Origin of the sequence: Agarivorans sp. QJM3NY_29 (assembly GCF_050870835.2) — a bacterium.
Taxonomy (GTDB): Bacteria; Pseudomonadota; Gammaproteobacteria; order Enterobacterales; family Celerinatantimonadaceae; genus Agarivorans.
Window position 1 is genome coordinate 986,405 of record NZ_CP194036.2, and the last position, 20,120, is coordinate 1,006,524.

Consider the following 20,120-nt stretch of genomic DNA (forward strand, 5'->3'; position numbering starts at 1 on the left):
GATGATCGTGATGATTGCTTGGCATTGCGAATTAGCAATAACCAGCTTCGGCTGGTTTTTTTGGTAAATGCGCTTCGGCCGGGAAGGGTTTGAACTGCTGGATTGGATAAGCCAGTAGAGTTGACTTCTGTGGTGAATGCCAGTAAACATCCTTTAGCTCAGCCATTCATAAAAAATACTAATTTATCTGTTGATTGAAACGGATTGGCTTGGTTGGTTTTGCTAAGCGCTATATAAGGAAGATCTGTGGAGAGGGAAACAGCGGTGAATATGTTGTTATTTGATTTGGACGATACTTTAGTCGATGACGGTGTCGCTACCCGTTTGGCGGCCGAAGCTTTATTTCAACACTACTGGCCAGAGCAACAAGCTCAGGCGCTGCAGCATTGGCAACGGGCCTTAAAATTATATTATCCGGCGTTTTTACAAGGCCAGATGAGCGCTGCAGAAATGCGTCAAGCTCGTGCCCGGGAAGTGTTACAGCAGCCGCAACTGAGCGCGGCGCAAGCGGAACAGGTTTTTGAGTATTTCATGCAGCAATATATCGCATCAACCCAGCTTTATCCCGATACTCTTGCCTGTCTAAAGGAGTTGCAGCAGCAAGGTTGGCGTTTAGCACTGATATCCAACGGCCCCGAAGAGATGCAGCAGCGAAAGGTAAAGGCTGCGGGTTTAGTGGATTTTTTTGAGTTTGTATTAACCGCCGAAGTGGCGGGGGCAGCCAAGCCTAAACTTGATATTTTTAAGCATGCTTTGCGCTTAGCAAATTTACCTGCGGCTCAATGCTGTTATATTGGGGATCATCTAGAGAAGGATGCTCAGGCCGCCTTTGCTGCAGGTTTGAGCAGCATTTGGTTGCAGCGGACCGATAGCGCTGAAGTTGTTGCGTGGCCTTATCCGGATGTGAATTGGAAAGTTGCTTGTCTGGCTCAGCTTAAACAGTGCATTTAGCGCTAAATAAAGGCACAGGCAAAGATGATGTTGTTAATTGTTCAGGGAGTTGTATGAGATTCGCCAGTTTGTGGGATTGGTTGGTTGATAGCTTAGCGTTTTATCGTCAGCATATTATTAGTTTTGCGGCAATGGTATTACCCTTCGCTATTCCATTTTCTGCGTTACAGAGTGGTTATGTGTATGACGTTTCACACCCTTCGGTATTGCAATATTGGATATTTATTTGCTTGGGTTTACTCTGCCAGCCAATCTATCAAGGTGCGAGTATCTTGTATATTCGAGCTCAGCTAAACCAGCAGCCTTGGAGTATTGCTCAATGCTTTCAAGCGTCGCTTAGTATCTGGCCAAGGCTATTTGTGGTGGTATCGATCAGCTTTAGTTTAGTGATGCTTGGTCTTAACTTTTTTGTTGTTCCCGGGCTTATCTTTGCGAGTCGTTTGTTATTTGCCGATTTGAATTGTGTTTTATATAAACGCTCTCCTTTGCAATCGCTTAATGATAGTTGGCGGCAAACGGATGTGATCAAATGGCCGCTGTTAGCCGGTGTGATTATTGTCTCTGGCATTAGCATATTACCAGTATGGGCAATTGATCACTGGTTAGTTGCGCAACATGCCAGCAACTTTTGGTTTTTTGCCAATAAAGTGTTGGGGCAATTATTGGATGTATTTTTTCTAGTGTTTGCTTATCGTGCCTATTCTGGCATCAGTGATGTAACAGAGGAGCCTTAAGTGAGCCAGCTCGAACCATTAACATTACTCAACTATCCCAACCCGATGTTGTCTCAAGTTGCTGAACCATTGCATTTTCCGATGAGTGCTGAGCAACTTCATTGGATAGAGCGTTTGCGTTTTACCATGATACAGGCCAACGGAGTAGGGATTGCCGCGCCGCAAGTCGGGCGCGCATGGCAGTTGATGATTGTGGCTAGTTCGCCAAATGCACGTTATCCAGATGCGCCGGAGCTAGCACCGTTTGTGTTGTGTAATCCTCAGATCAAGCAATATAGCGAACAACAACAGTGGGGTTGGGAGGGTTGTTTAAGTGTTGCTGGACAACGCGCAAAAATAGCCCGTTCGCAAGCCGTTTGGTTGGAATATCAGGATTTACAAGGCGAATGGCAACAGGCGCATTATCAGGGCTTTGTGGCACGTATTATTCAGCATGAATATGACCATCTGCAAGGTTTATGCATCGTTGATCGCGTTAGCGAAGATACTTTGCTGATCACTGAGCAGCAGTATTTGCAAGACTTTAGCTAACGATAAATTGCTGCTGTTGAGCACGTAACTCATAACCCGCCTGTTGCAGTCGTTGGGTGAGTTTATCTTGGTCTAGTGCGTAAAACTGACACAATTCGCTGAAGCTGCCGAAGTCATTTCTAATTTGCATGTTCACGATACTCAGTAAAATGTGAACATCCATTGTTTCGATGCGTTGTTGGTCTAACATTATACTTTTCCTCTGATGGCTGAACCTATGCTTTAAATCGCGAGTTAAAGAGCAAGTGTCTCTGCCTCGACCCGTTTCAAATCAGCTTTTTATTGAAGAAATTAGCCACGCGATGGACACTGGGTTCAACAAGTGCGATGGCACCGTCGATCAGGATCTGGTCGCTTAATTAGCGTTTGCTGATTAAACTGCACGTCTAAATGATAATTATTATCATTTAGACGTGCAAGTGTTTTATCGATTTTTGTTGTGTTTGTGTCAGTTGGTGCTGCTTTATTTTTTGGATATGGAAGTTATAGAGTAAAATCATGTCACGATCACTGAACTTGATGGCGGGTCTTGAGTGCTTGGCAATGCTTTTTGCGGGTGCTTGTTGGTGATTGGTGTGCTGTTTCCTATGATTTAGCGAGATAGGGGGGAGTTTCTCTAGCTTGTCTTACTGATATGAACCACTAACGGTTTAAAATAATGAGGATGGGCAATCGCTACTTAACGCCATTGCCTCATTACAGGGATGAATTATGTTTCGACGTTTTACAGTATTAGGCCTTTTGCTGGTGGTAGTGGTTGGCTGTTCCAGCATTATCATTCAGCAGTTTGACCAGCGCTTTGGTCAAGCTACGGTGCAGACTCGGATTTATTCAGAAGATTACCCACCTAGCGCAAACTTCCTAGAAGAAGTGAAACCAATCCTCGACCAACGCTGTGTGATGTGTCATGCCTGTTATGATGCGCCCTGTCAGCTCAAGTTAACTTCTGCTGCGGGCATCGACCGAGGCTTGACCACTGCACGGGTGTATAACTCCAGTCGTTTGATCGCCGACCCTACCAGTCGCTTATATACCGATGCGCGTTCTACTCAAGCTTGGCGTCAGAAAGGTTTTAACCCAGTGCTGAATGAGCGGATCCAAAGCGAACAGGCGAACCAGGAAGGTGGTCTGATGTATCAGGCGCTGAAGCAAAAGCGAGATTTTGTTGATAGTCAGCAAGATATTCTCGATCCCAATGCCTATGATTTTGCCTTAGATCGCGCTCAACAGTGTGTTGGTATCGAGGAATATGCCTCTAAGGTTCAGGCTTCTCATCCAGAGTGGGGCATGCCCTACGGTTTACCAGCGCTCAGTGATGCCGAGTTTGATAGCCTCACGGCATGGCTTGTGAGCGGAGCGCCAATGGCTGACGATTTGCAGCATCACCAACAGTTTGCAGCGCAAGTTAAACGTTGGGAAGCATTGCTTAATGGTGATTCACTAAAAGAACAATTGATGAGTCGCTATCTGTATGAGCACTTGTTTATCACTCATCTTTATTTTGACGATTCACAAAGTAAACGTCCGGCTTTTTTTAAACTGGTTCGTTCGCGCACCGCACCCGGTTTTCCGGTCGATGAAATCGCAACCCGCCGACCTTATGACGACCCTGGGGGGGCGCGGGTTTATTACCGTTTAATGCCTGAGCGTGAGAGTATAGTGGTGAAGACCCACATTCCTTATCATCTTGATGAAGCGCGAGCAGAACGCTGGAAATCTTGGTTTTTGGCTGACAATATTAAAGTTGAACAATTACCGTCTTACCAGCCTGATGTAGCAGGAAATCCTTTTGTAGCCTTTCGAGATTTTCCGGTTAACTCGCGCTATCGCTTTATGTTGGATGACGCGGAAACCTTCATTATGGGTTTCATGAAGGGGCCAGTCTGTCGAGGACAGGTGGCTTTGAATGTGATTCAGGATCATTTTTGGGTGTATTTTGTTACGCCTGCTCATCAGTATGAAAAACTACAGGCCGACTTTTTAGCGGCTCAAAGTGAGCACTTGCGGATGCCCTCGGTAGAGCAGAGTAACGTTTTGCCACTGAGTACTTGGATCTCGTATTCGAAACGGCACCGCCAATATATGGAAGCGCGGATCAAGAGCCAGCAAAACTGGTTGAAGGAAGATGCTGGCCGCATAGATTTAGATTTGATCTGGGATGGTGATGGTAACAACAGCAATGCTGCGCTGACGATTTTCCGTCATTTTGATAGTGCCAGTGTGGTACGAGGTTCGGTGGGTAAGCCACCTAAAACGGCTTGGATCCTCGATTATTCCCTGTTTGAACGGATCCATTATTTATTGGTGGCAGGCTACGATCCCTATGGTAACTTGGGGCATCAACTGGTAACACGTTTATATATGGATTTCTTACGTATGGAAGGTGAGTTTAACTTTGCTTCTTTGTTACCAGCGCAAGCGCGTTATGATGAGTTACGTCGTTGGTATGTTGATGCTGACAAAGAAATCATTAAGTTTGTTGAGTCGCGCCCGCAAGAAGCTTTCTTTAAAAGCTCGGTTCACTATAACCAAGATTTGCCCTATAAGCAGCAGTTATACAATAAGTTATCAACCAAGCTTGCTGCGGTACAGAGTTCGAAGTACCAAATTGATCCGATCCATTATTCGCGAGCGGTGAATGATTTTGCTTCCCAGCTGGCGGCCTGGAAGGGGGGAGCGATCAAATGGTTACCGCAAGTGGTGTTTATTCAGGTGGTTCAGCCAGAAAGTTCACAGAGCCAGTATTTTACGCTGCTCCGAAATAACGCCCATGCCAACATCTCTAGCTTGTTCTTGGAAGATAAATATCGTTTGCCAGATAATGATACGCTGACTTTGTTGCCTGGGCTTGTGGGGGCCTACCCCGCTGCTTTTTGGCAAGTACAAGAAAGCGAATTAAAGCAATTGCAACAGCAGCTGCTGCATGTGAATAACGAGTTGGCTTACCAGCAATTGATGAAGCGTTTTGGGGTTCGCCGAACTAGCTCAGAGTTTTGGCCCTATAGCGATAGATTGCATCAAGCCTATTTGCAGGCCGAGCCAATTAGTGGCGGGATCTTCGATTATAGCCGTTTAGAAAATCGTTAGTTGACGGCACCGGCGAGCCCTAAGTTAGGGCTCGCATTTGTTGAGTAATCTTCAGGCATGCCGGATCCACCGATGTGCAGAGCCATCCGGCCATTGCATGGTTAAACCATTGTCGGTCTTTGTTTTGCCTGAGAACTTTTTTAGCATGCGGCCAAACAGCAGCCAAACAGCAGCCAAACAGCAGCCAAAGCCCTACCTAGGGGAAGGAGAGGGCAAACAAGGTTGTGGCTATAAAAATTAGCGTCGATGCTGGTAAAGGCGGTGATGGCTCCGCTGATAACATTCCGGTGGAGCCAACCCCGATCCCAGTCAACAGCGCTAGGCTCTTTTTGAACCCCAAATTCATACCAAGCTGATTCATGATATGAGTAAGTTATTGCGCAGAGTAAACCTGCCGATAGCGAGGTATCAAGTGCAGTCATTCGTGGCTCTCATGAGAAGATACATCACGCAGTTCGCGGTGATTTAGACGAGTAACAATCAACCGATAATGAGTTAGATTGGTATCAGTCCAAAACTCATTACCATTAGTTTATTTGGCGATGGCGCAACCGATGCTGATATGGCAAATCATGTCACTGCCTATCGATTATTCATGTTTTCGCTTATGCTCATCCCGAATCCCTAACGTTTGGGTTGTGATTGAAATTTCGAGGGCTGGGGTCGTTCGCTCGCTTCGAGAGCAAAGTCTCTCAATCACGTCATCGAGAGCAAAGGGTGCGGCACGGCGAGTGCCGCAACTCCCTTCGGTCTATTGCTCAAAGGGAGGGTTATTGGCGGAACGCTTCGGGCCGAGTTTCATTGAGGCGGGAGGCTTAAGCCTTAATCTGCGGCTTGTAATATTTCTTTTAAGGCAAACATCCCATTTAATGCTGCTGGAAAGCCAGCATAAACCGACATTTGTAAGATCACCTCTTTAAGCTCTGCTTCGCTGCAACCGACATTGAGCGCCGCTTGCAGGTGTACCTTGAGCTGGGGTTGGCAGTTGCCCATGGCGGTGAGAGCCGCAACGGTGGCAATTTCTCGTGATTTCAAATCGAGTCCCGGTCGGCTGTAAATGTCGCCAAAGGGATACTCGATGGTATATCTGGCTAAATCGGGGCAGATGTCTTTCAGGCTTTCGATCACTTGATGGCCGGCTTCGCCATCAATTTTACTCAGTTGTTCCAGGCCGATTTGGTATCTGGTGTTGTCCATGGGCAAGCTCCGTTTCTGTATTGAGAAACCACACTGTACAACTTCGAGTTCACTCTAAGTCAAGCGCTACTTGGCGATGATACCAATTTATTTTTTGCTCCAATGCCGCGAGGTGTTGTTGTTGGGATTGAATATGCGTGCTCAGCTTGGCTTGATGTTGTTCGAGCAGGGCTTGGCGGTTGGCATGGGTGCTTGGGCCTTGTTCGCGTAGTCGGGCATATTGCAAAATGTCGCACAGTGGCATCGCGGTTTCTTTTAAACGAATGATGAAGTTAGCCCACTCTAAATCTTGTAGATGGTAGTAGCGATGGCCACTGGCATTGCGTTGGATGCCTTTAAGTAAGCCTATCTTCTCGTAATAGCGCAGCGTATGCGCCGATAAACCACTGCGTTGAGAAAATTCTTTAATGTTCATCGATGGTTCCTTGAATTGGCGTTCTGTTCGTTGGTTAGTTGCGTAGTTAGCTTTTGTGGGGGCTAAGTAACAGTGATAAACCAAAGCCGACAAATACCCCGCCAGTGATTCGATGAAATAGACGACTCACATTTTGTTTTCGTAAATAAGGGCTGAGCTGCTTGCTGGTGAGTGCATAGACCAACAGCGCGCTGAATGAGCATAGGGCAAAGGTGCCGCCAAGCAACAAAAATTGCTCTGGCATTGCTTGATCGTGGTGGATGAATTGCGGAAACAAGGCAGTATAAAATGCAATGGCTTTTGGATTACTCACGCCAACAATATAGGCTTCGCGAAATAGCTTTTTGCGACTGATTGTATCAAGTTGGGGGGGAGCATCGTTGCTTAAACTCAGGGTTCGGCTGGCAAGCCAAGACTTTAAGCCAAGATAAATAAGGTAGATCCCGCCGACGACTTTGATCGCCGTGAACATCACTGTGGATGCTAAGATAATTGCGCCGAGGCCCGCCGCCGATAAGCTGGCCAAGCAGAGCATCGCGGTGATATTGCCCAGGATCCCACTGAGGGAATAATTCACACCATAGTTGGCGGCGTTTTTTACCACCAACAATACTGCGGGACCGGGTGAAAAGGTAGCCGCCAAACAGAGTAATAAAAATAGCCAATAATCCATATTGTTTCTCCTATATTGTGCTCTTCGGTGGTGCTGAGTTGACAGCGCTGATTAAGCGCGCTGACTCAACAACATACCGCCGCCCATGGTGATCAGCAATCCGCCGGTTACTTTAGCCACCCGTCGCTCAAAGTTCTGGAAAGAAAAGCGCTTGCCTAAATAGCCGATGGCGTATGCGTAGCTCAGGTGAACACTGGTCACAATGCAACAAATGCTGATAAACATCAGATAAAACTGCCCTTCGGTGGCTTGTTCGGTATTCAGAAATTGTGGGAGGAAGGCCGATAGAAAAATTAAGGTTTTCGGGTTACTGGCGGACACGCTAAAGGCTTCGATAAACAAGGCCCAGAGAGAGCGTTGACTCTGTGGCTTGGGGCTTGGGCTGGTATGGCTTGAAACGTTAAGGGATCTGAGGCTTTTGATCCCGAGATATATTAAGTAAATACCGCCCAGCAGCTTCATGACCATAAACCAAAAAGGAAGGGCTTGGATCAGTTGTCCAATACCAATGGCAACTAAATAAACGATGATCGCTTGGCAGCTTAAATTCCCGAGAATGGTGATGAAGGCCGATTGCCACCCCCGTTGAATGCTGTTTTTTAGCACTAATAATACATTGGGTCCCGGCGACAGGGTGGTGATCAAATAGGCCAGACAGAACATCAGCCAGAGATGTAGATCCATTCGATTATTCCTAAATAACAGGATGACTTTTAAGCATTGAACCACCCCCTTCGCTCAACTTGTGTGTTGCTGAGAAAATGTGCAAATTCACGAGGGTATGCTTGCATTAAATGCCAAGGCGAGAGTGATAGCAAGTGCTTATTTCGCTAAAATAATCAAAGAGTAAGCACTTGTTTACCAACAAAAGCGGAGCCTTTGGCGAGACTGACTATGATTGCTTGTTTTGGCAGTTTTTTATGTTTTAGCGGCAACTTTGTCAGCGCCAAAGCAGCGCAATCTCGTTTAAGACAAATTGCGCTTATCAGCTTTGGTAGAGTGACAGCTTGAGGACTCTCGCCTTTGATTCGCCGTAACAATGTTTTGTAGTAAGGCGACAGAGTCAGTTTAGCTTGCCAAAAACTCCAAGGCTGGCGAGGTTTTTGTTGGAATAAATTCAGTCACCTCATATTCAGCTAGTTGATGGATCTTGAAAGGGTCCTCGGCCAAGATCGCATCTAGGGCGGTGCGGCTATCGGCTTGCGCGAGGATCACTCCACCGGTGCGCGGTACTTTGCGACCAGACGCCAGAAATACTCCGGCGGCGTAGTGGCGATCTAAATATTGGATATGGGCATCTAAGTGTGTTTCTACGTCTGCTAAATCGCAGATGTAGTTCAGTGAAACAATAAACATCTTGCTCCTTTGCGGGTGCGGTTGGTGATGAGTAAGGACGCTTGAAATGTGCGTGATTTCAGCTTCAATTTATTACTTTCAAGCCTAAGTTTCAAGCGCTTGCAGTGATATAGCTCCGCTCTGCTTTGACTCAGTTAAGTTTGATTTATTTGAACACTTGGCAGCGTATTTTCCTGATGCTTTCTCTGCTAGCTACTGTTTTGTGACTCGATTAAATTTATTTTAAGCAAATGAGGTGTCATGCAGTCGGCAATATTGCCGCTATTTACGGTTTTGGCGGACTGACAACAGTATTAATTTCACGACGGCTTGTTTATGCTAGAGCCATCTTATGTGACTGGTAGCTATCTATGTTTAAAAAATTCTCTGTTTATAGCGCAATTTGTTGTTTGTTTTGGGTGATACCCAGTTTGGCAGACCAGCTTCAGCCGGAAAAAGTCGCCACCCTTGTTCTCGAAAATGGCGCACGAGTGCAACTCAACGACGATTTCACTTGGGAGTATGTGTTTGTAAAGTCTGCTAATGAGGTGAGTGGCCAAGCGACAAAGAGTGCTGCTTTAGCGACTGTAGAAGCTGTCGAAAAGCCAGCCGCTGGGTCGGCTACGGAGCTTTCTGCTCCCTCGGTAAGTTTGAGTTCGGCGGCCATCGCTCAGGCCGATCTATTGAAGTCTACGGCTAAAAATGGGGTGAAGGTGAGTTTGCTGAGTAGCCAGTGGGATGCTCAGGATCGCCTGGGTTTAAACTTTGAATTGGTAAATACCGGCAGTAAAAATTATGTGCAGGTTGCACTAGCAGTGAGCCTATTTGCAGATTCGGGTGATTTGCTGAGTAAGCAAGAGCTAAAGGTTTGGCAAGCCATCTTTAGACTGCCCGAGAGTTATTTGCGTAAGGGACAAACTCGCAACAGTGACACCATCTGGTTGGAAGGTGTTGATAAAGCGCAGTGGCAAAAACAATTGCTGACGCTGAAAATAACCGAGATGGACTCTCGCTGATTTGATGATTTACAACTCATGCTATGAGATTTGCTTGTTACTGGCCTAGCAGGTCATATCAATCCTTTATCGTGAATTACTTGCGCTGATGCTTTTGAAAACGCCAGAGCTTGTTACTTTTTTGAGTTCAGCCTATGTCCATGTCGACTCCTGATCGGCGAGCCTCGCCTGAATAAACAAGCTGTGCGAGGCTTCACTTGTGCTAAATCATCTGCTGATGGGCTGCGATGAGCTTCAGTATTTCGGTTTGCCTTTAGCGTCCCAATAAACTTCATGTTTCGGTCATATAACTGACACTTTTCCAGCCTAGTCTTGAATTCGAAATTGCACGCGAGTGCAAAGCATCGATCACTAGAATTAATCAAGACAAGGAGAATCCAATGTTCCAACGGACACTAATGGCCAGCACCCTGATGCTCGCTTCGCTGGCTGTAAATGCTGATGAGCTGGTGATTGCAGCTCGTGATAGTAGTTATGGAGACGCCATGCAGTATGTGGTGGACCAGTATGAGAAAGCCCACCCAGACACCAATATTACTCTGGTCAAGCGTCCCAGTAAGGGCTTGTACGAAAGTGTGGTGCTGTCGATGCGTGAAAAAACCGGTCACTATGATGTGATTCTAATGGATGACACCTGGGCGCCGGAGTTTTTTGCAAACCAGTGGCTAAGCCCGCTATCCGATGCCGTCGCCGATCCGGATTTTGTTCAGGCACCGTTCAATATTGGCCGTTATCCAGATGCCAAGGGCTCGGTCTATGCCTTACCCATGGTGGGGAATGTTGCCATGTTTGCCTGGAACCGTGCGTTGTTTGAGAAAAATCATTTGAGTCAGCCCCAATCTTGGTCAGAGGTATTGGCGGCGGCGAAGACGATTAGTCAAAGCGCAGACGTGAAGGGCTTGGTTTTCCGAGGTGTGAAAGGCAACCCGATTGTGACCGGTTTTTTACCGATCCTTTGGGGCTATGGTGCCAATGTGGTCGATTCATCAGGCAAGGCAAGCTTAGACTCGCCGCAAGCCAAACAGGCCTTAGAAACCTTCCTTGCCATGAAGCAATACGCGCCGCGTGGTGTTGAAGTGTATAACGCCGATGAAGTTCGTGATGCTTTACAAAAAGGCAGCGTCTCCATGGCTATTGAAGTGTGGCCTGCCTGGGTGCCAAATCTGGACAATGCAAGCGTGTCGAATGTGGTGGGCGAGATGGAAATTATGGCGCCCCCTGCAGAGGTAGGTCAGCCTTCCCCGATGTTGGGGATTTGGCAATTGGCGATTCCTGCTGATGCCAAGCATAAATCACAAGCCGAAGCCTTCCTGAGGTTTGCCACCAGCGCTGATATTCAGAAAGATTTGGCGCTTCACTACGGTATACCGCCTACCCGTACCAGCACGTATTTCGATAAAGATGTGGTTGCTAAATATCGTTGGTACCCACAACAAGCCGCAGCATTGAAAACCGGTAAAGCACGTCCACGCATTCAAAACTGGGCAGAAGTAGAGAGTGTACTCGGTGATTTCTTGCAAATGGCGATGATGGGGCAAATGTCGGCCGAACAAGCCTTAAAGCAGGCGCAACGTCGCATTGAGCGAATGATTAAAGGTTAATTTTGTTGGATACAGGCCTTGTAAGCTGTGCTGGCAAGGCCTTGTTGGATCGGGTGTATGTTATTTGAAAATCGTAAGCAATTAGCTCTGTTGCTATTGCCAGGCTGTATTATTTTGGGCTTGTTAACCATTTATCCGCTGGCTTCGGTGTTGCTGAACGCCTTTGGTCATGCCGATCCGCACAGCGGCAGCTTCCGCTTTGTGGGTTTGGCAAATTTTGCTGAATTATTTGACGACTTTTTCTTTATTGGGGCGATTAAAAATACCTTTGTTTTTACACTGGTGGCCTCGATTTCTCAGGTGCTATTGGGCTTGTTCTTAGCCTTATTATTTCATCGACAGTTTCCGGGCCGCCGCTTTGCTTTACCAATGATTATCTATCCGATGATGTTATCGACTTTAGTTTGCTCATCCATTTGGCGTTCTTGGTATCACTATGACTATGGTTTACTTAACCATTTGCTGGTGATGGTTGGGCTTGCGCCTCAAGAGTGGTTGTTCAATCCGGATCTTGCCCTGTACTCAATTGCGCTGGTGGATACCTGGCAATGGACGCCGATGGCATTTTTGATCATTTTGGCGGGCCTACAGTCGATCCCCAAGGATATTGGTGAGGCTGCGCGGGTGGATGGTGCGAAAGGTTGGCGTTCGTTGCTTTACATTACCTTACCGCTGATCCAAAAACAGCTGATGCTGGCATTTTTGCTGCGCTCCATCGATACCTTTAAATTGTTCGATAAAGTTTATGTGATGACTGGCGGCGGACCGGGCAATGCCACCGAAACCCTGTCGATGTTTGTTTATAAGTATGGTTTTCGTTTCTTTGATTTAGGGATGGCCAGTGCCTCGGCGCTGGTGATGTTGAGCATCTCCTTAGTGATGACTTTGCTTTATGCCCGAAAAGTCATGCAAGGAGGAAAGTGATGAATACAAAGTTTCATGGCGTGCTGGTTTGGTTCATCGTATTGCTGTTTATCATGCCGGTTTTGTGGATGTTTGGCACGGCGTTGAAGCCACCGGGTGAAATCCTGCGCGCCAGTGCCAGCATTTTGCCAAGGCAGCCGAGTTTTAGCGCTTTCGCGGCGCTTTGGCAGGGGGATTTACCGCGTTTGGTGGCCAATACTTTATTGATTTCGGTGTCGGCCACGGTGATATCGCTGGTGGTGGCTTTTACGGCCGCATATGCACTGGTGCGTTATCGTTTTCCTGCCAGCTTGGATAAGTTGTTCTTGTTTGCGGTTTTGGTGATCAAGATGATGCCGCCGATTGTGGTGGCGATCCCGCTGTATTCTTTGATGAACCAGATTGGTCTGCTAAATAGCAAATTGGGCTTGGTATTGGCTTATCAGGTATATACCTTGCCATTTTGTATTTGGATGTTGCTTGGCTTTGTGCGCGATATTCCCATAGAAATTGAAGAGGCAGGCGCGATGGACGGTGCCCGTTTGCTCAAACGCCTTGCTTATATTGTGTTTCCGCTGTGTGCGCCGGGTTTGGTGGCAACCTCGATATTTGCCATGATTTTAGGTTGGAATGAATTCTTGTTTTCCTTGTTGTTCATTCATACCCCAGACAAGTTCACGCTCCCTTTGTTTATTGCCAATTTTATGACCGAGGACGGCACCGCATGGGGGCCGCTGATGGCTGTGGGAATTGTTTCTTCGTTACCGATGCTGGCCTTAGCCAGCTATATGCAGCGTTATTTATTGCGTGGCTTTTCAATGGGCTTGAAATAGGAGGCACAACATGAAAAAACTAGAGTTACATCAAGTGAACAAAGCCTATGGCGATAACACGGTGCTGCCCAATATCAATCTTACGGTAGATGAGGGCGAGTTTGTGGTATTTGTAGGGCCTTCGGGTTGCGGTAAGTCGACTTTACTAAGGATGATCGCTGGTTTGGAGTCAATCACTGACGGGCAAATTAGCCTCAACGGACGAAGTCTGAATGGGGTGCATCCCGCCGATCGCAAAGTCGCCATGGTATTTCAGTCTTACGCTTTGTACCCGCACCTGTCGGTAGCAAAAAACATGGCTTTTCCGCTGAAGATGGCCGGAATGGATAAGGCCAGTATCGCCCAGCGGGTGAGTGACACTGCCGACAAATTGCAGCTGACGCCATTGCTCGATCGCTTACCGGGAGAACTCTCTGGTGGGCAGCGTCAGCGAGTCGCCATTGGCCGAGCCATCGTTCGCGATCCGCAGTTGTTTCTATTTGATGAACCGCTATCCAATTTAGATGCGAAATTGCGGAGTGAAATGCGGATCCATCTTAAACAGCTCCATCAAAGCTTACAGTCAACCATGATTTATGTCACTCATGATCAGGTGGAAGCGATGACGCTGGCGGATAAAATTGTGGTGCTTAATCAGGGGAGAATAGAGCAAGTCGGCTCACCGGAGACTTTATATCATCAGCCCGCAAATAAGTTTGTTGCGACTTTTATTGGGTCGCCGATGATGAACTTTATCCAGCGAGACGATTTTCAGAGGATTAGTCCTCACACCGCGCTGCCTGCTTCGGTGACAAGCCTGGGGCTCCGACCCAATCAGGTGTTGATAGATGCGCTTGCCCCAGACTGTGAAATGCAGATCGAGCTGATCGAGCCGCTGGGGCATTCACGCTTATACCATGGCCAATTGAACGGTCAGCCATTTTTGGTGGAAAGTGATTGTTATTATCGCTTAGCTGACTATTTACCACTTAACTTTGCGAATTCGGTGTTGCATTGCTTCGCTAGTGATGGGCAACGAATTGCAGGCTTGAATGACGCTCAAGCGGTTGGAGCCTTCGATGCCGCATAGTTTTCAACTGGAAGTATTGGGTATCGGCAATGCCTACGACGGTGAGCGAACCAGTGCTAGCCTATTGCTTGAAGAAAATGATTTTCGACTGTTGCTTGACTGCGGGCCAACGGTACCGGCAGCGATTTTTCATCGAAACATGGATCCTGATGCCATTGATGCGATTTATATTACCCATACTCATCCGGATCACTGTTTAGGCTTGAGCTGCTTATTAAATTGGATGGATGCTAAAAAACGCAAGCGGCCATTGCTGTTGATTGCCCAAGCGGAACAATGGCCAGTGCTGGAGCCATTGTTGGCATTCTCCCATTGGCCAGAACCTACGCTCGGATTTGTGATTGAGCGGCAAAATAGCGAATCGCTGTTGGCGATTGGTCCATGGCAAATTGAAACGTCTGTGACCCGTCACGCGGTTGCAAACCTGAGCTTGCAGCTGCGAACTTCGTGGGGGCATCGTTTGTTTTATTCGGGCGATGGTAGCTTGTCTCACAAGGGGCAGCAGTTGGCTGCGCAGAGTAATTGGGTTTTCCTTGAGTGCGAAACACTCAGTCCTCACCCCAGTCATGGGTGTTGGCTGGATATTCAAAAGCTTACTCATAAGCCGGGTAGCCAATGGCGTTTGTATCATATCGACCCCCAATATCGACCTCAGTTGTCGGCCTTGGTGCGTCATATTGCGCACCTAGACCTTGCCGAAGAGGGACAACAGTTGGTGAGCGAAAAATCTGGAGTTATAGATGTTGCCTGAACAATTCGACCATCAATTAAAGGTCGCTTTATCCATCGCCGAACAGGCGGGAGCGATTGCGCTGCAATGGTTTGCCCAACGTGATGCACTAATTATTAGCAGTAAGGGACATCATGATTGGGTTTCACAAGCCGACCAATTGGTGGAACAGCATATTCGAGAAGCCTTGCAGACTGCCTTTCCCGAGCAGCATATACTCGGTGAAGAGAGTGGTGGCGAGTTTTGCTTGCCTTGCTGGGTGGTCGATCCGATTGATGGCACCACTAATTTTTTATATGGTCAGGCTGATTTTGTGGTGAGTATTGCCTTGGTTGATCAGCAAGGGCCGGTGCTTGGGATTATTTATGCGCCGGTGCATCAGCGGATGTTTTATGCTGTGCGAGGGCAGGGGGCTTTTGAGCGTAAAGCGAGCCAGCTGCTGCCTTTGCAGAGTCGGGCGGCAGCTCAGCAGCAGTTGGTGATTGGTTTAAATCTTAATTACCAGGCAGGGATCCCGGAGCGTTATCTGCGACATAGCCAACAAGTGATCGCGCAGGGGCATCAGGTGCGAGTCAGCGGCTCAGCAGCGTGGACGCTCACTCAAGTCGCTTGTGGTGAGTTAGATGCTTGTTATATGGGACAGGTGAACATTTGGGATGTGATGGCAGCTCAGTTTATTTGTGAGTTAGCAGGGCTTGAAATCGCGCCCTATTTAAGCAAGCAGATGACTGGCCCTGTGTGGGCTTGGCCCAAAGGCTCACCCCTCGCGACTTGGCTAAACCATGAAGACATCATTCATCCGGACTGAGAGCTGCCTGAATATGAATAAAAAAGTAACCGCTGCGGATGTTGCAGCACATGTTGGCGTATCTCGCTCTGCTGTTTCTCGTGCCTTCACGGCGGGGGCCAGTGTTCATCCGAAAAAGCGGGCGAAGATTTTAGCAGCCGCTAAAGAACTTAGTTATCAGCCTAATTTTTTTGCGCGCACCCTCAGTACCCCTGTATCGCGTCAGCGCTCGAACTTGGTGGCGATCCTGATTAGTGATTTTTCGAACCCTTATCAGTCGTATTTGTTTGAACAACTATCAACCGCATTACAGCAAAGTGGTAAGCAACCGATGTTGTTAAATGTGAAGCAGGCTGAAGATATGGATGCGGCGATTCTTCGCCTATCGGGTTATCAGGTTGATGGTGTGATCGCGGTGATGGGCTCGTTACCTGCGACTAGTTTTAACCAGTGTCTTAAGCTGTCACTGCCCTTGGTGACTTTAGGTCGTGCTGACGAGCGGGGCTTGATCCCTTCGGTTCAGACCGACAATTTAACCGCGGGTCGCTTAGCGGCCCAGCATTTTGTGTCGCAGGGTTTAACCGAGCTTGGTTTTGTCGCGGGGCGTGCCGATGGGCAAGCATCGCTCGAGCGTTATCAAGGTTTTAAAGAAGCCTTAACGGAACATGGCATCCCAGCACCGTTATTGCTCGAAGCTGGACGTTATGCTTATGCCGCCGGTTATGCCTTAGCGGCGCGCGAGCTTACATCGTTACGGCAATTAGCGGGCGTTTTTTGTGCCTCAGATGCTTTAGCGATGGGTTTAATGGATTGTTGTCGAGAGCATGCTGACTTGACCATACCTAAACAACTTAAAGTGATCGGCTGTGATGATGTTCCACAAGCCGCATGGCAAGGGTATCAACTGAGTACGGTTGCTCAGCCAGTGGAGCAAATGGTGGCGCAAGTGTTACTGTTATTGCAACGAATGTGGGATGGTGATCAGAAGATTTGCAGTATGAATCGATTGGCGCCGAGTTTAATCATCCGCCAAACTTAAGTTTTATCGCGTTGAGCAAGCACCTACGATGGCTTAAATCTGATAGGTAGAATCAAGGTTGATATCAAGCATGAAGCTATCAGGTTCTCGATTTTTCCTGATAACTTCATGGCTTAGTGCGTTGATGAATTGCGTTTATGCGCTGGGAGGCGTGTAGCCTTCGATATCTACTTCGCCATCTTCAAAGAGGTATTTCACCATTTCAGCTTGTAATAACTCTCGATCATCCAGATTCATTAAATTTAACTTTTTCTCGTTGATCAGCATGGTTTGCTTTTTCTGCCACTGGGTCCAGGCTTCTTTGCTGATGTTGTCGAAGACTCGTTTGCCAACTTCACCGGGGATCAATTGAAAATCTAAACCTTCGGCTTGTTTTTTTAAACGTTGGCAAAATACAGTTCTGGCCATAATTATCCCTTATTGTTTGCTACATGGCGGCTTACGCGGCCCTGAGGCGTTTTTGTGATCGCGTTTGCGCCAAGCTTTGGTGGCTTGCTGCATGTTATACCAAAGTTGCCGTCTGGCTGCCATGACTAGTGTGCAGGTGCTGGCGCAAAACCGCTATTGATGATTGAACGATAGTGGCATTTACTTTGAGTCGTTTGCATCGTTTTGACAGAAATGACTCAGCTATAGAAAAACCTATACTTTTTAGGGGGGAGTCTCATAATGGCTTTATGATTGAAACGCGGAGATATTTCATCTAGATGGCGATTAAAACGGGCAGCTTAGGTCAGGCTTTGAGTCATAAATCGACCAGCCTGAGTAATGAAATCCTTGCCGCTATTCTTAATAGTGCCGAAGATTTAATTACCGGGCAAGGTTGGCTCGATAAGGTCAATGTTCTCTTGGAAGAGTTGGGAAAGGTGACTTCTGTGAGTCGGGTATGGATCTTTCAAACGCTTGACTTACAAGATGATTACATTCTGCAAGATTATGTTTTTGAATGGGCTGCTGCCGAAAAGTATGTGCAAATTAAGCAGTCTCGGTTTAATTATTTTAAATCGATGTTAAAAGAGCCGGAGTATTCAGAGCTAGTTGAAAGCCGCAAACGGGGTGAGTATCAACAGGTGCTTCCTAAATTACTGCCTGAGTCTTGGTTGAAAAGTCACCTCGAAAGTCAGCAAGTCTTATCGATGTTAACCATTCCGATCATTGTTGAAAATCGCTGGTGGGGAACCTTGGGTTTAGATGATTGTGAGCGCGAATACGACTGGTCTCTTAACGAAATCACCTTGCTTAAAACCGCCAGTTATTTTATCTCTAGTGCGGTGGTTCGGGATAATTTTAGAGCCAAGAAACATCAGCTGGATATCTTAAAACAGAATATGGCTTGTAGTAGCTGGGAGTTTGATCGTCGGCGTGGCTATTTATGGTGTAGCTCTGAGGTCTTAAGTAGCAGCTCCGAGGTTGTGCGTAATCAACATTTTACCCCGCGGGAATGGATGAAGCGGATCCACCCCGCTTACCGTAAGCAGTTTCTGAAAGATGCACGCGAGTATTTTAGATCACAAGGGCGTACCTTACGTTGTGATCTAAAGATTATGAAGAATGATGGCAGCTACTGTTGGATAGACATCTCCGCCAATTTATCGACCGATAGCACTCTACATGATAGTTCTATCGCTGGTATTTGTTGGGATATTTCCGAGCGAAAACAGCAAGAACAACAATTACTTTTACAAGCGACGACCGATCCGCTCACCGGGCTGATGAATCGTCGTAAAATGGAGTCGCAGTTGCAGATCTTGATGTACGATAATGCGCAGCGGCAACAAAATTTTTCCTTGGCGGTACTTGATATCGACCACTTTAAGCTAGTGAATGACCGCCATGGGCACAGCGTTGGTGATCAGGTCTTACAACACTTTGCGAAAGTCTGTCATCAATCGCTGCGTAAGCAAGATTATTTTGCGCGGGTCGGTGGAGAAGAGTTTGTCGTGTTACTTCCCAATACTGGTCAGGATGATGCCGATTCTATCTGTCAGCGGATCTGTGAAACGATCCGCAGCACGCCCTTTGCAAACGAGCAGGGAGCGATTCAATACTCGGTGTCTATTGGCTTCACCACCCTCAGCGATGCCAGCCTAAACGCTCAGCAGATGATTGATGCGGCAGACCGCGCGCTTTATCAGGCGAAACAAACCGGACGAGCAAAAGTGGTGAGCAGTCAAGCACTAGAGCTTTAAACGGCTGGACTTGCTTTGGGTGCTCCGTCGATGGAATAAGCAGCGCATGGATTGACGGTGCTTGGGCCATCTTAAGTTGAGAGCCAAACTAATCCAGCATAGGGTTTTGATTTGATGGCTTCAAGACGACTGGATAAATTGCCCACATGAATTTCTAATTTGTGCCCATCAGGGTCAAGGATGTAGCGTGATTGGCCTTCACTCTTGTTTACTTTCCATTGTGTTACCGCATGGCATGCTAAGCGTTTACAAAAAGGCTCAAAGTCTGATGAAGAGATATCAAAGGCAAGATGTGTGTAATCATCTTTCGGGCATGGCTTATCCGATGAAAGACAAAACCATAGGTCTCCAAGGGAAAGGTAAGCGCCATCATTCCATTTTACATGTCCTTTGAAGCCGAGCACTTCAATATAGAACTTTAGTGATTGTTCTAAATCGCTCACCGCGAGCGTGATATGGTTCAGGCCTAAAAGCATCTGTTACTCCCACAACATAAGCGTCTTCAGTTCGCGCAAGGTATCGCACTGTAGTGCTCAAGTAAAACTGGCCACGGTTTTATAGTTTTTCCAGTACAACTTTTCCGCCTGATCCGGTGGCAACATCTTGTTGTGCTGATGTGGCCTGACTAGGCTGAAATATCCTACGATATAATCCTTTATTGCGTGCTTGGCTTCTAAAAATGCTCGGTAGCCTAGCTCTGGTATCGATTCTGTTTTCAAACTTCTAAATAAATACTCCATCAGTGCAGTATCCTAACCATTTCCGCGGCGACTCATGCTCGGTTTGATTTGGCATCGGTATTTGTAGTTAGGCAAAGCATAGGCTGATAAATGCTCGTATGGAGGCTGGTAATGTATCAATTGGTCTTCTAAGACCGAGAGCTTGCGAAGTTCGAGATACAGAATGCTTGAAGTTAAAGTTTTGGCAAACATCCATTCCAGAAGAGGAGTCTATTTCTATCCACAAATTAAACTTATGTAAACGGAGAAGAGCCGAAAAACGAATCAATTTTGGCGTTGCCGATGAATCT

21 protein-coding genes and 1 pseudogene are annotated in these 20,120 nt (G+C 47.1%); 14 read left to right on the top strand and 8 right to left on the bottom strand.

Annotated elements, in window-relative coordinates; all coding sequences use genetic code 11:
• The first annotated feature begins 246 nt into the window (after positions 1-246).
• The 3 genes from ACRRS0_RS04465 to def are packed head-to-tail and all read left to right on the top strand — an operon-like array spanning position 247 to position 2,216.
• The gene (locus tag ACRRS0_RS04465; protein WP_432454417.1) at positions 247-951 is read left to right on the top strand and encodes an HAD family hydrolase; all 705 of its coding nucleotides are present in this window, start codon (positions 247-249) and stop codon (positions 949-951) included.
• 53 nt (positions 952-1,004) lie between these two features.
• Positions 1,005-1,685: a hypothetical protein gene (locus ACRRS0_RS04470; RefSeq protein WP_432454416.1), complete on the top strand. Its 681-nt coding sequence runs from the start codon at positions 1,005-1,007 to the stop codon at positions 1,683-1,685.
• On the top strand, positions 1,686-2,216 hold the full coding sequence (gene def / locus ACRRS0_RS04475) for a peptide deformylase (protein ID WP_432454415.1): 531 nt from the start codon (positions 1,686-1,688) through the stop codon (positions 2,214-2,216).
• On the opposite strand, the gene ACRRS0_RS04480 is transcribed toward def, so the two are convergent.
• A complete protein-coding gene (locus ACRRS0_RS04480; protein ID WP_432454413.1) occupies positions 2,209-2,406 on the bottom strand; it encodes a DUF4250 domain-containing protein in 198 nt (65 codons plus the stop codon). The genes def and ACRRS0_RS04480 overlap by 8 nt on opposite strands.
• Before the next feature lie 521 nt (positions 2,407-2,927).
• Here ACRRS0_RS04480 and ACRRS0_RS04485 point away from each other — a divergent pair.
• Positions 2,928-5,303 (top strand): fatty acid cis/trans isomerase, encoded by a 2,376-nt coding sequence (locus tag ACRRS0_RS04485; RefSeq protein WP_432454411.1) that lies wholly within the window; start codon positions 2,928-2,930, stop codon positions 5,301-5,303.
• Positions 5,304-6,125: 822 nt separating this feature from the next.
• Here the strand turns inward: ACRRS0_RS04485 and ACRRS0_RS04490 are convergent.
• The 5 genes from ACRRS0_RS04490 to ACRRS0_RS04510 all read right to left on the bottom strand — a co-directional run bounded on the left by ACRRS0_RS04490 (position 6,126) and on the right by ACRRS0_RS04510 (position 8,944).
• Positions 6,126-6,500 (bottom strand): carboxymuconolactone decarboxylase family protein, encoded by a 375-nt coding sequence (locus ACRRS0_RS04490; RefSeq protein WP_432454409.1) that lies wholly within the window; start codon positions 6,498-6,500, stop codon positions 6,126-6,128.
• 49 nt (positions 6,501-6,549) lie between these two features.
• Positions 6,550-6,915 carry a MerR family transcriptional regulator gene (locus ACRRS0_RS04495; RefSeq protein ID WP_432454407.1) on the bottom strand — a complete coding sequence of 122 codons (366 nt, stop codon included), beginning with the start codon at positions 6,913-6,915 and terminating at the stop codon, positions 6,550-6,552.
• Between the two features lie 46 nt (positions 6,916-6,961).
• Positions 6,962-7,588 (bottom strand): LysE family translocator, encoded by a 627-nt coding sequence (locus tag ACRRS0_RS04500; RefSeq protein ID WP_432454406.1) that lies wholly within the window; start codon positions 7,586-7,588, stop codon positions 6,962-6,964.
• Positions 7,589-7,639: 51 nt separating this feature from the next.
• On the bottom strand, positions 7,640-8,272 hold the full coding sequence (locus tag ACRRS0_RS04505; protein ID WP_432454405.1) for a LysE family translocator: 633 nt from the start codon (positions 8,270-8,272) through the stop codon (positions 7,640-7,642).
• Between the two features lie 384 nt (positions 8,273-8,656).
• Positions 8,657-8,944, bottom strand: a complete 288-nt coding sequence (locus ACRRS0_RS04510; protein WP_432454403.1) for a YciI family protein — start codon at positions 8,942-8,944, stop codon at positions 8,657-8,659.
• A gap of 350 nt (positions 8,945-9,294) precedes the next feature.
• On the opposite strand from ACRRS0_RS04510, the gene ACRRS0_RS04515 reads away from it, so the two are divergent.
• The 8 genes from ACRRS0_RS04515 (at position 9,295) to ACRRS0_RS04550 (ending at position 16,901) form a co-directional block, all read left to right on the top strand.
• Entirely contained in the window at positions 9,295-9,939 is a 645-nt protein-coding gene (locus ACRRS0_RS04515; protein ID WP_432454402.1) for a DUF3157 family protein, read from the top strand.
• Positions 9,940-10,319: 380 nt separating this feature from the next.
• Entirely contained in the window at positions 10,320-11,540 is a 1,221-nt protein-coding gene (locus ACRRS0_RS04520) for an ABC transporter substrate-binding protein (RefSeq protein WP_432454400.1), read from the top strand.
• Positions 11,541-11,597: 57 nt separating this feature from the next.
• Entirely contained in the window at positions 11,598-12,464 is an 867-nt protein-coding gene (locus ACRRS0_RS04525) for a carbohydrate ABC transporter permease (protein ID WP_432454398.1), read from the top strand.
• Positions 12,464-13,276, top strand: a complete 813-nt coding sequence (locus tag ACRRS0_RS04530) for a carbohydrate ABC transporter permease (RefSeq protein WP_432454397.1) — start codon at positions 12,464-12,466, stop codon at positions 13,274-13,276. Before ACRRS0_RS04525 ends, ACRRS0_RS04530 begins: the two co-directional genes overlap by 1 nt.
• A 10-nt stretch (positions 13,277-13,286) precedes the next feature.
• Positions 13,287-14,345 carry an ABC transporter ATP-binding protein gene (locus ACRRS0_RS04535; RefSeq protein WP_432454396.1) on the top strand — a complete coding sequence of 353 codons (1,059 nt, stop codon included), beginning with the start codon at positions 13,287-13,289 and terminating at the stop codon, positions 14,343-14,345.
• Positions 14,335-15,096: an MBL fold metallo-hydrolase gene (locus ACRRS0_RS04540; RefSeq protein WP_432454394.1), complete on the top strand. Its 762-nt coding sequence runs from the start codon at positions 14,335-14,337 to the stop codon at positions 15,094-15,096. The genes ACRRS0_RS04535 and ACRRS0_RS04540 overlap by 11 nt, the downstream gene beginning before the upstream one ends.
• Positions 15,086-15,883 (top strand): inositol monophosphatase family protein, encoded by a 798-nt coding sequence (locus ACRRS0_RS04545; protein WP_432454393.1) that lies wholly within the window; start codon positions 15,086-15,088, stop codon positions 15,881-15,883. Before ACRRS0_RS04540 ends, ACRRS0_RS04545 begins: the two co-directional genes overlap by 11 nt.
• A 13-nt stretch (positions 15,884-15,896) precedes the next feature.
• Positions 15,897-16,901 (top strand): LacI family DNA-binding transcriptional regulator, encoded by a 1,005-nt coding sequence (locus tag ACRRS0_RS04550; RefSeq protein ID WP_432454392.1) that lies wholly within the window; start codon positions 15,897-15,899, stop codon positions 16,899-16,901.
• Positions 16,902-17,036: 135 nt separating this feature from the next.
• On the opposite strand, the gene ACRRS0_RS04555 is transcribed toward ACRRS0_RS04550, so the two are convergent.
• Entirely contained in the window at positions 17,037-17,309 is a 273-nt protein-coding gene (locus tag ACRRS0_RS04555) for an oxidative damage protection protein (protein WP_432454391.1), read from the bottom strand.
• A 299-nt stretch (positions 17,310-17,608) separates the two neighbouring features.
• Between ACRRS0_RS04555 and ACRRS0_RS04560 the strand changes: the two genes are divergently transcribed.
• Complete coding sequence (locus tag ACRRS0_RS04560) at positions 17,609-19,090, top strand: diguanylate cyclase (RefSeq protein WP_432454390.1); 1,482 nt, start codon at positions 17,609-17,611, stop codon at positions 19,088-19,090.
• A gap of 71 nt (positions 19,091-19,161) precedes the next feature.
• Here ACRRS0_RS04560 and fos read toward each other — a convergent pair whose 3' ends face one another.
• Positions 19,162-19,566 (bottom strand): fosfomycin resistance glutathione transferase, encoded by a 405-nt coding sequence (fos, locus tag ACRRS0_RS04565; RefSeq protein WP_432454389.1) that lies wholly within the window; start codon positions 19,564-19,566, stop codon positions 19,162-19,164.
• Positions 19,567-19,901: 335 nt separating this feature from the next.
• Between fos and ACRRS0_RS04570 the strand changes: the two are divergent.
• Positions 19,902-20,071 (top strand): annotated as a pseudogene (locus ACRRS0_RS04570) (ISL3 family transposase); the annotation flags it as partial.
• Between the last annotated feature and the right edge of the window lie 49 nt (positions 20,072-20,120).

Coding starts and splice junctions, on each gene's coding strand:
- ACRRS0_RS04555 (WP_432454391.1), bottom strand. CDS start 17,309: ATGGCCAGAACTGTATTTTGCCAACGTTTAAAAAAACAAGCCGAAGGT.
- ACRRS0_RS04485 (WP_432454411.1), top strand. CDS start 2,928: ATGTTTCGACGTTTTACAGTATTAGGCCTTTTGCTGGTGGTAGTGGTT.
- fos (WP_432454389.1), bottom strand. CDS start 19,566: ATGCTTTTAGGCCTGAACCATATCACGCTCGCGGTGAGCGATTTAGAA.
- ACRRS0_RS04535 (WP_432454396.1), top strand. CDS start 13,287: ATGAAAAAACTAGAGTTACATCAAGTGAACAAAGCCTATGGCGATAAC.
- ACRRS0_RS04495 (WP_432454407.1), bottom strand. CDS start 6,915: ATGAACATTAAAGAATTTTCTCAACGCAGTGGTTTATCGGCGCATACG.
- ACRRS0_RS04515 (WP_432454402.1), top strand. CDS start 9,295: ATGTTTAAAAAATTCTCTGTTTATAGCGCAATTTGTTGTTTGTTTTGG.
- ACRRS0_RS04510 (WP_432454403.1), bottom strand. CDS start 8,944: ATGTTTATTGTTTCACTGAACTACATCTGCGATTTAGCAGACGTAGAA.
- ACRRS0_RS04490 (WP_432454409.1), bottom strand. CDS start 6,500: ATGGACAACACCAGATACCAAATCGGCCTGGAACAACTGAGTAAAATT.
- ACRRS0_RS04470 (WP_432454416.1), top strand. CDS start 1,005: ATGAGATTCGCCAGTTTGTGGGATTGGTTGGTTGATAGCTTAGCGTTT.
- ACRRS0_RS04480 (WP_432454413.1), bottom strand. CDS start 2,406: ATGTTAGACCAACAACGCATCGAAACAATGGATGTTCACATTTTACTG.
- ACRRS0_RS04540 (WP_432454394.1), top strand. CDS start 14,335: ATGCCGCATAGTTTTCAACTGGAAGTATTGGGTATCGGCAATGCCTAC.
- ACRRS0_RS04530 (WP_432454397.1), top strand. CDS start 12,464: ATGAATACAAAGTTTCATGGCGTGCTGGTTTGGTTCATCGTATTGCTG.
- ACRRS0_RS04560 (WP_432454390.1), top strand. CDS start 17,609: ATGGCGATTAAAACGGGCAGCTTAGGTCAGGCTTTGAGTCATAAATCG.
- ACRRS0_RS04525 (WP_432454398.1), top strand. CDS start 11,598: ATGTTATTTGAAAATCGTAAGCAATTAGCTCTGTTGCTATTGCCAGGC.
- ACRRS0_RS04500 (WP_432454406.1), bottom strand. CDS start 7,588: ATGGATTATTGGCTATTTTTATTACTCTGTTTGGCGGCTACCTTTTCA.
- ACRRS0_RS04550 (WP_432454392.1), top strand. CDS start 15,897: ATGAATAAAAAAGTAACCGCTGCGGATGTTGCAGCACATGTTGGCGTA.
- ACRRS0_RS04505 (WP_432454405.1), bottom strand. CDS start 8,272: ATGGATCTACATCTCTGGCTGATGTTCTGTCTGGCCTATTTGATCACC.
- ACRRS0_RS04520 (WP_432454400.1), top strand. CDS start 10,320: ATGTTCCAACGGACACTAATGGCCAGCACCCTGATGCTCGCTTCGCTG.
- ACRRS0_RS04545 (WP_432454393.1), top strand. CDS start 15,086: ATGTTGCCTGAACAATTCGACCATCAATTAAAGGTCGCTTTATCCATC.